Annotated in this window: 11 protein-coding genes and 2 pseudogenes; 11 read left to right on the top strand and 2 right to left on the bottom strand. The window is 39.9% G+C overall.

From position 1 onward, the window contains the following. Positions 1-73: 73 nt before the first annotated feature. From croR to NL111_RS09240, 6 genes are all read left to right on the top strand, one after another. Positions 74-763 (top strand): response regulator transcription factor CroR, encoded by a 690-nt coding sequence (croR, locus tag NL111_RS09265; RefSeq protein ID WP_285110194.1) that lies wholly within the window; start codon positions 74-76, stop codon positions 761-763. A 19-nt stretch (positions 764-782) separates the two neighbouring features. Beyond that, positions 783-1,931, top strand: a complete 1,149-nt coding sequence (locus NL111_RS09260; protein ID WP_002829532.1) for a sensor histidine kinase — start codon at positions 783-785, stop codon at positions 1,929-1,931. Between the two features lie 310 nt (positions 1,932-2,241). Next, positions 2,242-3,489, top strand: a complete 1,248-nt coding sequence (locus NL111_RS09255) for a serine hydrolase (protein WP_159208232.1) — start codon at positions 2,242-2,244, stop codon at positions 3,487-3,489. 217 nt (positions 3,490-3,706) lie between these two features. Further along, positions 3,707-4,495 carry an AzlC family ABC transporter permease gene (locus tag NL111_RS09250; protein WP_002829534.1) on the top strand — a complete coding sequence of 263 codons (789 nt, stop codon included), beginning with the start codon at positions 3,707-3,709 and terminating at the stop codon, positions 4,493-4,495. A gap of 21 nt (positions 4,496-4,516) precedes the next feature. Beyond that, positions 4,517-4,849: an AzlD domain-containing protein gene (locus NL111_RS09245; RefSeq protein ID WP_002829535.1), complete on the top strand. Its 333-nt coding sequence runs from the start codon at positions 4,517-4,519 to the stop codon at positions 4,847-4,849. A 273-nt stretch (positions 4,850-5,122) separates the two neighbouring features. Continuing rightward, positions 5,123-5,845, top strand: a complete 723-nt coding sequence (locus tag NL111_RS09240) for a hypothetical protein (protein WP_285110193.1) — start codon at positions 5,123-5,125, stop codon at positions 5,843-5,845. A gap of 66 nt (positions 5,846-5,911) precedes the next feature. Here the strand turns inward: NL111_RS09240 and NL111_RS09235 are convergent, their stop codons facing one another. Next, positions 5,912-6,985: an IS30 family transposase gene (locus tag NL111_RS09235; protein ID WP_128212102.1), complete on the bottom strand. Its 1,074-nt coding sequence runs from the start codon at positions 6,983-6,985 to the stop codon at positions 5,912-5,914. Between the two features lie 113 nt (positions 6,986-7,098). Between NL111_RS09235 and NL111_RS09230 the strand changes: the two are divergent. From NL111_RS09230 to NL111_RS09210, 5 genes and pseudogenes are all read left to right on the top strand, one after another. Beyond that, positions 7,099-7,674 (top strand): annotated as a pseudogene (locus NL111_RS09230) (Firmicu-CTERM sorting domain-containing protein); the annotation flags it as partial. Then, positions 7,675-8,298: an exosortase XrtG gene (gene xrtG / locus NL111_RS09225; protein ID WP_002829537.1), complete on the top strand. Its 624-nt coding sequence runs from the start codon at positions 7,675-7,677 to the stop codon at positions 8,296-8,298. 1 nt (position 8,299) lies between these two features. Continuing rightward, the gene (locus tag NL111_RS09220; protein ID WP_002829538.1) at positions 8,300-9,640 is read left to right on the top strand and encodes a TIGR03111 family XrtG-associated glycosyltransferase; all 1,341 of its coding nucleotides are present in this window, start codon (positions 8,300-8,302) and stop codon (positions 9,638-9,640) included. 1 nt (position 9,641) lies between these two features. Beyond that, complete coding sequence (locus tag NL111_RS09215; RefSeq protein WP_002829539.1) at positions 9,642-10,013, top strand: 6-carboxytetrahydropterin synthase; 372 nt, start codon at positions 9,642-9,644, stop codon at positions 10,011-10,013. Positions 10,014-10,031: 18 nt separating this feature from the next. Further along, the gene (locus tag NL111_RS09210; protein ID WP_285110191.1) at positions 10,032-11,585 is read left to right on the top strand and encodes a TIGR03766 family XrtG-associated glycosyltransferase; all 1,554 of its coding nucleotides are present in this window, start codon (positions 10,032-10,034) and stop codon (positions 11,583-11,585) included. Between the two features lie 171 nt (positions 11,586-11,756). On the opposite strand, the pseudogene NL111_RS09205 reads toward NL111_RS09210, so the two are convergent. Then, positions 11,757-12,199: pseudogene (locus NL111_RS09205) on the bottom strand (GNAT family N-acetyltransferase). Between the last annotated feature and the right edge of the window lie 218 nt (positions 12,200-12,417).

The following is a 12,417-nucleotide window of genomic DNA, read 5'->3' as shown; positions in this document are numbered from 1 at the left end:
CTTAAATTCGGGCATTTATCTTTAAATTTGCTAGACTATAGTAAATGAGCGTAAATTTTAAAGGGGATAAACCATGAAAATTTTAGTAGTCGATGATGATAAGGAAATTGTTGAATTATTAGATATTTACATTAAAAACGAAGGTTACGAACCCGTATCAGCTTACAATGGTAAAGAAGCGTTAACCAAGTTGCATACTGATCCGGACATCAAGCTAATGATTTTAGACATCATGATGCCAGAGATGGATGGGATGCAGGTTGTGCGGGAAGTTCGCAAAGATTCGGAATTGCCAATTTTGATGTTGTCAGCTAAAACTAACGATATGGATAAAATTAAGGGCTTGCTGACCGGAGCGGACGATTACGTTACCAAACCGTTCAATCCGTTGGAAATTATGGCTCGGGTCAAATCACTATTACGACGGAGCGAAAAGGACGTTACCGATGACGCTCCTGAAATTTTGGACATTGGTCCGTTGACGATTAATAGTGATTCTCACGAAGTTAAGACTTTGGCGGGCAAAGCGGTCCAGTTGACGGCGCTTGAATTTGGAATTTTATACTTGCTAGCTAGCCACCCGAACCGCGTTTTCTCTGCGGACGAAATTTTTGAACGAGTTTGGCAACAAGAAAGCGTTATTTCCGCGAAGACGGTCATGGTTCACGTAAGTCACTTACGAGATAAGATTGAAGAAGCAACGGGCGGCGAAAAAGTAATCGAAACCGTCTGGGGCGTTGGTTATAAAGTGGTGGCACACTAGATTTTTGGGGAGCAAGTGAATGAAGTTAACGGGTCGTGAAAAATACGAATTATTTGGCGAAGGGATCATTACCATTATCCTTTTGCTGTTACTAAATTTATCAGTTTTTATTTTGATTGATGGCGCGTTAAAAACAAACCCTGCATTGTCAAATGCGATTTTCCTAGTTAAAAATTCCATCCGCATTGGTGGAATCCAAATTTGGAGTTACCAAAATATTTTTATTGCCATAATGTTTTTAGCTGATCTAGGCGTGTTGTATTGGCGACTAGAACGACGTTACAAACAAATGCAGTTGCGGCATATTATTGCAGAATTGCATTACATTGCTAACGGACACTTTGACCACCGGATTCCGTTTGAATTGAGCGGGGATCACCAACGGGTTGTGGACAGTGTGAATTCGCTAGTTGACAGCGTAATCAGTTCGATGGAAGAAGAACGGGCTCTCAAGCAGTCTAAGGATGACCTGATTACCAACGTGTCCCACGATTTACGGACGCCGCTGACGTCAATTATCGGCTATCTGCGTTTAATTGAGGATCATCAGTATCAAAGCACCGATGATATCCTTAAGTACACGCACACGGCGTATTTAAAGTCGGTCCAGATGAAATCGCTTGTGGAAGATCTGTTTGAATATACGAAGGTTAGTCAATCAAATCCGAAGTTAAATTACAATAAGATCCACGTTGACTCCATGTTGCAACAGCTGGCGGCCAGCTTTGAGCTGGAAGCTAAGCAAAAGGGGTTTGTAATTACTTCGACGTGCGTTCCCGAGGATTTGGAAATGATGGGGGATGCTGAAAAGATTGGCCGAGTGTTCAATAATTTGATTACTAACGCGTTGAAATATGGCGCTGGCGGCAAGCACATTTACCTAAACGCGCACCAAATTAACGATACGGTTATTTTTGAGGTAGCAAATGACGGACAGAAGGTTCCTGCCCAAGCGTTAGGTAAGCTCTTTGACCGTTTCTACCGGGTGGAAGAATCGCGATCCAAAGCAACCGGCGGGACTGGACTGGGGTTGGCAATTGCGCAAAGCATTGTCGAGATGCATAATGGAACCATCGAGGCCCATTCAAATGATAAACGCACTAGTTTTATCATCCAGTTGCCGTTAAAGCAACCGGTGCGGGGGGCACAGCCAACTAGTAAATATTAAAAAATAAAAATAGCGAAGACGCTAGTGGTCAATCGGGCTAATTAACGTAAGTGGAATGGTGGAGGCCGTTCGATTAATGGAGTGTGAAACCAAAGCTGGGCAGTTTGCGGGCATTAATTGAGTCCCCCCATTAATCGCGGGCTAGGCGATTGGTGGGGATGGTTAAGAGCAACAAACTGACTTTTGGGGCACGTTTTGGCTCTGTTAAAGACAACGATCTCCAATTTTTCAGCCATTCGATTGGTGGTTAAGTTAGTGAAAAATGGGCCAGCTAGCGTTTTTAATTACATAGGTATTAAAGGGAGTAGAAATGAAAAAAGTATTATTAGTGATCGCTACGCTGCTATTATTTGCCACTGGAGTCACTCCGGCCGCGGCAGCTACGCAAACGTCGTCGTTGGTGAATCCAGAGATAACGGCAAAGTCTGCGCTAGCGATTGATTCGGAAACGGGCCAAGTTTTGTACGAGAAGCACGCTGATCAAGTCTTACCGATTGCTTCAATGTCGAAAGTATTGTCGGCCTACTTAATTATGAAAAGCGTGCAAAGTGGTAAAATGCGGTGGGACCAACCGGTAAAAATTAACGCTGATATCGCTAAAATTAGTGAAAATAGTGAGTTGACCAACGTTCCTTTGACGGCGGGAAAGTCGTACACCGTCAAAAATCTGCTGGATGCGTCGTTAATTTATTCCGCTAACGCAGCAATCATCGCGTTGGGAAAGGCGCAAGCGGGCAGTTCGCGTAAGTTTGTCGACGAAATGCGTGCCACCGTTCGAAGCTGGGGAATTAAGGATGCTAAATTATATAATGCAGCTGGTTTACTAGAAAATCAGGTTGGTGCCGAAAAATACCCTAACTCACCTAAAAATGCTGAAAATCAAATGTCGGCAAACGATATGGCAGTGGTAATCCAACACGTCTTAAAAGAATTTCCAGAAATTCTGCAGATTACCAAAATTCAAAAGTTAGACTTTGACACCGGCAGTGGTAAGGTCACGATGATTAACCATAATGAATTACTGCCTGGCGGAGCGCAGTATGACCACCAATATCAACTTGACGGGTTGAAAACGGGAACCTCGTTAGCGGCGGGGGAAGACTTCGCAGCAACCGGAAAAGTCAACCAGCGCCGGATAATTAGTGTGGTTTTAGGAGCGAAAACGGACCATCGTTTTACCGATACGAAGGCAATTTGGCAAGCTTTGATGACTAATTTGACGGTGGTAAAAACGAACCTGAAAAATCAAGCTTCCGTAGTGATGGATTCGGCTAAGCAGCGGCAGGTTAAGTTACAATTAGCACAACCGTTGGCGTATTGGAAAGCTAAAAAGGGCGGCCAAATGCCGAAACTCGACCAGGTTAAGCTAAAGTCCGCAAAAACTAAAGCCCCCGTAGATAAGAATCAGGTGATTGCAACGGGCCGGCTTACTGGCGCTTCGTTAAGTTTTCTACCAAATAAGTATACGCGTAAGGTACAATTAAAACCGGTACACGACGTGCAAAAGGCAAGTTGGTGGGTCCGGTTAGGTCGCACAATTTCCGGATGGTTTCACTAGGAAATTTGAAAAGATAGTGACTCATTTTTGAAATATTAAGGCGAGAAATCAAGTGAATCGTGCTCACCAAGCGCGTGATTTAGCCATTCTAACGGGGTTCGCAGGTTTTCCAAGCTGCTACTATTAAAAACCAACCTTGCATGTTAAAATTAGTTCGTATGCTTTGCAAAAAATTAATATATTCTTAAAAGATCTAATTTTTTTGGGAGGACAAACTTTGGAACAAGTTGAAACAAAGGCACGTTGGAAGGAAACCTTCAAAGTTGCGTGGCCGCTTTGCTTAAGTTACACACCAATTGGCTTAGCATGTGGTATTTTATTGCACGCAGCTGGTTTCAATACGTTGCTTACCGGTTTAGTTTCTTTGGTTATCTTTTCCGGAGGAGCCCAATTTTTAATTGCACAGATGTTAACGGTGAATGCACCGATTCTAACGATTGTTTTAATGCTTTTTTTCCTTGAATTGCGTTATGCTTTACTAGGATCGAGTTTGTCGAAGTATCTACAGGGAGAAAGTCATACTTCAATATTTACATTCGCGCTTTCATTAAATGATGAAAATTACGCGGTAAATTATTTGAAATTTGCTACAGATAAGAATTGGACCCCCAACGACGCCCGTCAAGTTGAACACTGGTCGTTACTATTTTGGACCGTGGCTAACGTGATTGGTTCGTTAATCGGGAGCGTCTTGAAAATTAATTTGACCGTCGTGGATTTTGCGCTAACTGCACTTTTCATTTACATGATTGTAATGCAAGTGAAATCTCGACTATCATTAGTAATCTGCATCTTTTCTGGAGTTCTCGCAGCGGTTTGCATGATTGTTACTAAGAGTACTTTAGGATTAGTAATCTCAACGCTGCTAGCTTCCTTCACCGGTTTTTTGACGGAAGAGTTATTGGTTAAAAAGCGACCAACCAGTATGTGGCTGCAAGCAATTGGCTCACGTAAGGGTGGACCGATTATCGAAAAAATTGATAAGAAAGAATCAGATATTCTTTAAGTTTGGTAGGAGAAATTACCTATGGAGTACAGTTCGTTTGATCATTTATTGATTATAATTCTCGGCTTTTTTGTGGCTTTTGCTCCACGATATTTGCCACTACTGTTTTTTTCAAAACGCCAGATTCCCGATTGGTTCAACGATTGGATGAAATACGTGCCAATTTCATTGTTTACGGCGCTCGTCGTAAAGGGAATCTTTATTTCAAGTGACTATACTTTGATTACGTCAGGAAACTTAGCGTTAATCTTAGGCGCACTAGTAGTAATTATCATTGCCTACTGGACGCGTTCGATGGCCGTTTCCGTAATTGTTGGATTGGTTACGGTAATGATTTTGACGTTAATTATTTAAATATAAATAAAAATAATTATTTAAGGCTTTGCATGATAAATTTTTACATATTGTGTGAAGTTTTTTATTTATATAATTGGATTGAATAAGAATTATTAATACAAAATTTGGTTTTCTGTTTACTTTGAACTGATCGGCTTAAAACATTGACTAATGTGTTTTTTTGCTTTAAAAATAGCGTTTAAGGGTATACAATAAATCGTAAAGTGACGGACAAGATGTTTATATGGATTGACATTAAATGGCAGCTATTAAAGCTACGGGAGTAATTTTATGAAAAAGAAACTTTTAACTAGCACATTATTGGGAGTAGGAACCTTGATATTATTCAGTGGCGGAATCACGCCACCGGTAGTCAATGCGGCTACCGCACCTACAAATGAGACGAACCAGGCGACGACAAATAAGGCGGCACAAAAGATTACGGTCACCAATGTAGGAAATCAAATCCGACTTTTAGTAAACACTGGGACTAGTAATGCTTCGTTACCTAATTTTTTCACTATCGATTACAATCAGCAACAAATTAAATTTAATTTAAGTAGTATAAAAGATGGTGCGGTTACCATAACAGAAAATAACCAGGTAGTTGGTAACGGAGAGATTAGCGCTCGGGGAACTAATTTAAAAGCTAGCATAGATGTAAATAAAACAACCATGAAAGCAGAAGGCGCTAAGTCCGCAATAGTTAAAATCGGTAATCAGCAAGCGACGACAAATATAGTCAATAAAACGACTTCGACGGCGACTAGTAAGGCAATTGCGGATAAAACAGGTAGTTCCACTAAGGCAAAAGATGAAAGTAATACTAAACAAGCGAAATCTACCAAAGTAATTAATAAAGACGATCAGAACACAACCGATCCAGTTCATCAGGTTTTTCATGAAAATTCTTCCAAACGGAAAGAATCAATTAAGCGAACGCCTAATAGTTACGTAAATGGAGCGCTAAATATCAAAATTGATGGGAATTTTAGTGATCGCAAATTGCAATAGTAAGTTAGCCAGTGCCGATAAAGCACACAGACGAAAGGGCTCATGGGAGTTCCAGGTGGATCAGGATTAGGCGGCGCGGCCTTTGCGCGCACGTGCTAATTCCTTTCGAAATACTTCAGCTGGTGTACAGAACTTAAGTAAGCGGCGCGGGAGATGGTTGAGCCGAGATTCAGCTTGACGGGCCAGACTGGGTGTAGCTAGATCGAGTGATTGCCCCTTAGGAAAGTAACGTCTGAGTATACGATTGTGGACCTCATTAGTGGCGCGTTCGGCCGAGCTATAAGGGTGGGCATAATAAGTCTCGGCAACACCCTCAAGCGCAGCCGTTAGCGTGGTGAACTCTGTTCCGTTATCCGCCGTGACTGTCCGCATAACGTCACCGAATTCAGCCGTAATATTTTGCATGGCATAAGCCACAGATTCAGCGTCTTTACCCTCGATCAAGCGGACAATCTCATAGCGCGTTTTACGTTCGGTAAACGTTAATAGGACACTCTCGCTACCAGCACGTTTGCCAATGACAGTATCGATCTCAAAATGACCAAACTCGTGGCGCGTTTCTACTCGCTTTGGCCGTTCTTCAATACTACGACCGAGTAGGCGCTGATGTTGGTGCGAGTGGTGCTGGGTCGTCCGGCGTTTTGTTTTTTCCAGCAGATCAAGGTTACGGATCTCCAATAGTTGCGCATCGATATAGTTGTACAAAGTCTTCGTACAGACCATTTTGGCCGGCTTAAATAACCGGTGCTTACGGGCATAACCAACAGCAGCGTCCGGAGACCAGCCCTCATGGCAGAACTTATCATCAAAGTAGGCTAAGAAGGCCGTCACTTGGCTAAATTTTAATGGACGTCCACAGTTTTGCCGCTTTATTTCATAGCGATTCTGAGCGGCTTCAGGGCTGTAAATTTCAAAGTAGTGTTTCTGATTATTAACGCGTTTAACTTGCGTGACTCGACCACGCTTGAGCTCATTATTGACGGTCTGGTGGCAGACGCCTAATCGAATCGCTATTTGCCGTGCTGAGCATCCTTCAATGTGCCAAGCGGCGATTTGACCGCGTTCGATTTCCGATAAATGGTGACCTTTTGGGCGTGGTGTGATAGACTGTTCTTGCATCAAGACGAAAACTTCTTTCATTGTTTGTTGTAGGAACTTCAATGATACCTGAATTTTTCGTCTTGGTGTTTTTTTTTTTTACCATTTTGGCTGCGTGGCTAACTTAATTATAAAACGCGCGGAATTTTAGTGATTGGGACAATGTTGAAAAGTCTCCAATGGTAATTAATGGAGATAACGATAATATTAAGTACGCAGCTTTAGTAGCAGATGATCAAAACATTTATTTTTACGTAATGATGCACCCAGTCTTATCAGGGGGGTACACTAGTTTTCAGCCATCGGGCTACGATTTAACCATTGGTGGTAAGGAGTTTTGGATTTCTTTCAACAATAACCAAACGGTTAATTTAGATGTTGGACAAAAACAGGCTGTGTCAATGAATATTTATAGCTCAGATGGCAGCGTGGACTTAAGTAATCAAGCAGTAGTTGCCAAACAAAATATCGATCAAAAAATGGGGGATGGCTCGACCGTTAAGGGCACGGGTTATATGTTTGAATGTGCAGTTCCGTTTAGTAAATTAAAGGGAATTTCCAATACTAGTGGCCAAACGATTACGTTAAAGAATAGTAACCTTTGGAATGGCGAGCTAACTACTACTGGTGGTAGTACAGGCCCAATACTATTGGCAAGTACCGGAGTGGCAATTGCCGGATGGTCAGTATATCAATTTACGCGTCGAAAACGTAAGTTAGGATTGAAATAAATGAACATTTATTTAATTATTGGGATAGTTATTTGGCTGTATTCTTTATCTATTTTAAAACGAGCTCATCTTTCAGCCTTCCATTTCATAGTTGGTAGTGGAGGGCTTTTTTTCGTACTCATGGCGATTAGCGATCCGTATTGGGTATGGTTTTTTACGCATGCAGTAATTAACGGGGTAAAAGTAATCACAAATCCGTTCAAGATTTGTGCTGTAATGTCTCAATATGGAATGGTTAACATATTTAATACACTAGCGCCAGTAAATATGAGCATTGACTATGAGTGTTCAGGAATTATTGAAACGGCAGCATTTGTTAGTTTGGTAGTATTTTTGCCGCTCTATAATCGGCACGAACGATTGTTTTTTTCACTATTAGGAATGGTGTGGATTTACGTAGCTAACATAATACGATTGCTAGTAGTAATTGTGATTGTTCATTTTGGTGGCGGTCCGGTATTCTTCCTGGCGCATTCAATTATTGGACGAATTGTTTTTTACGTTCTAGTAATTATCTTGTATTACGAAGTTTTTACTTACTCACAGCTTTCACGAAGCTTGTATCGAAGTTTTAAGGGTAAGGTTCGACAAATCAACGTTAAAATAAAGGGGAAGCAGCATTAAGATGGAATATTGGTTAAATTTAACCCTTTTTAAGATGGGTTTTTGGCTTACGTGGGCGCTTATTCCAATTGTCGTTGAAATAATTCCCGCAATTATTTCTGTAATACGGCTTCTAATTAAGACATTACGAACCAAAAAACTTGAAATGCCGGATAAAATGCCCATGATTACGGTGATTGTCCCGGTTTATAATTCTGAAGAAACGCTGTATAACTGTATTCGTTCAATCCATGACTCAACGTATCCTACGGATTTAATTCAAGTTATTTTAGCAGACAATCAAAGTACAGATGGTAGTTTCGAAGTTTATGCACGGGCTCAAAATAAGTTTACTGACATGCACATGCAGTTGATTCACACTGCTAAAGGCAAGGCATCAGCACTTAATTCAGCAATATATACCAGTATTGGGACATATATTATTAATATTGATAGTGATGGAATACTAGAAAAAAATGCGTTAATGAATATGGTTTTGCAGTTTGAAAACGACTACGATGTATCAGCGTTGACCGGAACAATTCTGCCACAAAAAGAAATGATTAAAGAGACTAAGGGCTGGGGTCGAAGACTTTTACAAAAAAACGAGTATTTTGAATACGCGCAAGCATTTCTCTCTGGACGAACAATTGAAGCAAATAATAATCAGTTGTTTACTATGTCTGGAGCATTTTCGGCTTTTCGTAAAGATGCCTTGTTGAGCACTTTTATGTATAATACCCAGACAATTGGTGAAGATACAGATATGACCTTTCAAATTAGGGACCGCTTAAAAAGAAAAGTAGCAATCTGTGCAAATGCTATTTTTTATGTAGAACCTATTCCAGGATTAGGTAAACTTTACACACAACGGCAGCGATGGCAACGTGGAGAAATTGAAGTCATTCATGATTCTGCAGCAGATATTTCGATGAAGAATTTTTTTAAGAATTTTTTGATTCGACGAATGATTATTGACCATACTTTTCTATTTCCTAAAATGATATGGTTGTGTGCCAGTATAGTATTGTTATTTTTCCGTTATTCGCCAATTATGATGGGAATGTCGTACCTTGTTATTTACCTTCTGTATATTTTGGTGGCGATGCTTAACTTTGGATGTATTTGTTTGTTGCTGCGCGAATTTAAAGAAGAAAAACATTTCTATAAATCCCTTTGGTGGGTTAGTTTTACGTTGCCACTTTACAACTTCATGTGTTACTTAATTCGATTTGTGGGTACGGTAAATGGGATGACAAATGCTTCAGCTTGGAATTTACCTACTATGGATAGTGAAAAAAAGAAAATTAAGTCGGTAGTTAAGGAAGACTGGCAGACTTTACAACAGCATTGGAGGAAGTAATATGCCACTTGTACACACCTATAAAATAAAATCATACGTTAACGCTAGCCATGCAATGCGTTGGAAAGATGGGGAAGGCAAACAACATAACCATACCTGGGAAGTTGTGTGTGAAATTAAGAGTAAAGATGATCACATGATTGTTTTTCGTGATATTGAGAAAAAAATTCAAGATGTGTTAGGAAGCTTTTCAGGGCAATTCTTAAATGAATTACCCTACTTTAAAGAGATTAATCCAACTGTTGAGAACGTAACAATTTGGTTGTTTGATTTGCTTTCATCGATTCTAGAAGAACTTTCAGCTAAGCTAGTGCGAATTGAGGTTGGTGAATCTCCAACCCGATCATACGTAATCAGTGATATTGACGACTAACAAGGAGCACGGGAATTGATGAAAAAAATATTCCAGTATGGAAACGGGCTATTAATGGGATTATTTAGCGTATTGTTTTTCGCTACCTTATTGTTTGCGATAACATCGCCTAACCTTGTCCTAGGAGACAATCCTAAGACCGGAGCGGGCACAACAATGGTAACTACTACGGGGATAATTATAGTAATGGCTATCGTAGTTACTTGGTTAACGAGTGGACATTTTAAAAGGTGGACTCATCAAGTTTTTGTGGTGCATAAAAAAATAACGGTAAGTATTCTATTAGCTTTTACAATTTTGTGGCAAATTAGTTTTGTTTTGAACGTGCATCTACCGATTGGATTTGATGTAGGGGCGATTCATGAAGCCTTACATAAGCCAATTAGTCCCGAACTAACTGGCTATTTCAGCCTAAACTATAATAATTTGCCTTTGCTATTGGTTCAACATTTCTTTGCAACTATTTTGCATTCCACAAAGTGGTTAACTTTTGATCTACTGACTTTATTATGGGTCGATTTATCGGCATTAATGAACGTTTTAAGTGTTTGGGTAATCGATGCACGAAAAGTTGTGGCAGCAGTATATATTCATATCGGTTGGTTAATATTTTTTCCAATGATTATTGTTAGCTATAGTGATACGTGGGTTTTACCGCTAGTTTTGGGTTATTTTTTATGCTACTGTTTAATGCGAAAAAATGAATTTTCATGGTGGGTTCGAATATTAGCTGCAATAGGTTTTGGTGTCATTGCTAGTGCTGCATATTTCATCAAACCCTCTGCAATAGTTGGGGTGATTGCGATTGGTTTGGGTGAGATATTATTTCAGTTTAAAAAAGATCCCAAAGAATCTGCTAACTCGTTAGAAAACTGGGGGATTCTTGTTATCACAATACTAGCGTTGGGCAGCAGCTATTGGGGATTTAACCACGTTGTTCAAAATCAAAATTATGTTGTATACCATAAGGATCGTCAAATTCCAGCAGTCCATTTTATAAGTATGGGAGTATCAGGTGACGGAGGTTATAATCCTAAAGACGCACTTAAGATGGCGGAGTTTAAAACAAAGAGACAACGAGCAGAGTATTCTAAAAAGGTGTTATTTCACCGCTTGAAGCAAAAGGGCGTTGTTGGTTATACCAAATTCTTAGTTAAGAAACACCGTAATAATACGGCAGATGGAACTTTTACTTGGGTCAAAGAAGGACATTTTATTAATGAAAATCCAATCCCGAAAGGAAAAGGCTGGGCAGGTCAATTACGCCAATTTGTTTATTTATATGGCAAACGGTTAGGTGACTTTCGTTTTTGGGCGCAAGCATGGTGGGTAATTTGGTTAATCTTAATTGCCTTCGGTTGGCGTAATCAATGCCGGACTAATCAGGTGATGCGCTTGACCATTCTGGGAGGCTTTTTATATTTATTGATTTTTGAAGGTGGGAGAAGCCGGTATTTGATCCAATTTTTGCCAGCTTACCTAATTTTAGCGTCCCTAGTTTATGATCAATCAATTTTATTTTTTAAACATGTTTATTATTGGGCAAATGGAATTCCCAAAAAAGATAGTTAAAAAGCTCGGGAAAAATTATTTTGGTATATTGACTTTAATAGAGTCAAAACGTGTGCCAAAAGTCAGTTTGGTCCGCTTAATCCAAAAATCGAACATTACGCCAAATTTAGGCATAATGTTCGATTTTTAGTTAATGCTCGCAAATTCCCTGACTTTTGTCGCACACTATTTTTAATCTTTTTGCATATGTAAGATGGGGTAATGGTTGCCTTGGCCATCTAATTCGCTTCTTTGGTAAACCGTAAATCCCATATGTTCATAAAATCCCTTTGCAAGGGGATTCTGCTCGTTTACGTCAAGTTTATTCACTGCATAATTGGTTATTCCATATTCTAATAATTGCTTACCTAGTCCCTCACCACGATAGTCGTCGGAGATAAATAACATCTCCAAAAAATGATCGTTAATGCCCATAAAACCGACGGGGTGTGCATGGTCATTTTCGACAACGATTAGGTGCGCAACGCTAGTCAAAGCCTCTGGAATGTAACCCTTTATTTTTTGAATTTCATCATTTGACAAAAATAAATGCGTTGCTTTAACGGAACTTTCCCACACAACTAAGAGATCTTGAATTGATTTGGGAGAAGGGCATTTATTTCTACTATTTTCATGTTAACGTCCTACTTTCAAATGATTAACTTGATGATAATTTTATTGGATTTTTGCCGAAAAGTCGATGTTGCTTTTAAGACTGCTGCATAGTTGAAACAAACTTTAAACCCCAACTTCTTCCGGTTAACCAAAATAAGGGATCAATCGCATAAAACGCGCTTAATCCCTTAATTTTTTTGCTTCTATTGCAGCATGGTTCGAAACGAACTCCAGCCAC

The sequence above is a fragment of the Pediococcus sp. AC40 genome (assembly GCF_030252485.1).
Lineage (GTDB): Bacteria > Bacillota > Bacilli > Lactobacillales > Lactobacillaceae > Pediococcus > Pediococcus acidilactici.
This window is presented reverse-complemented; position numbering and strand designations above follow the sequence as displayed.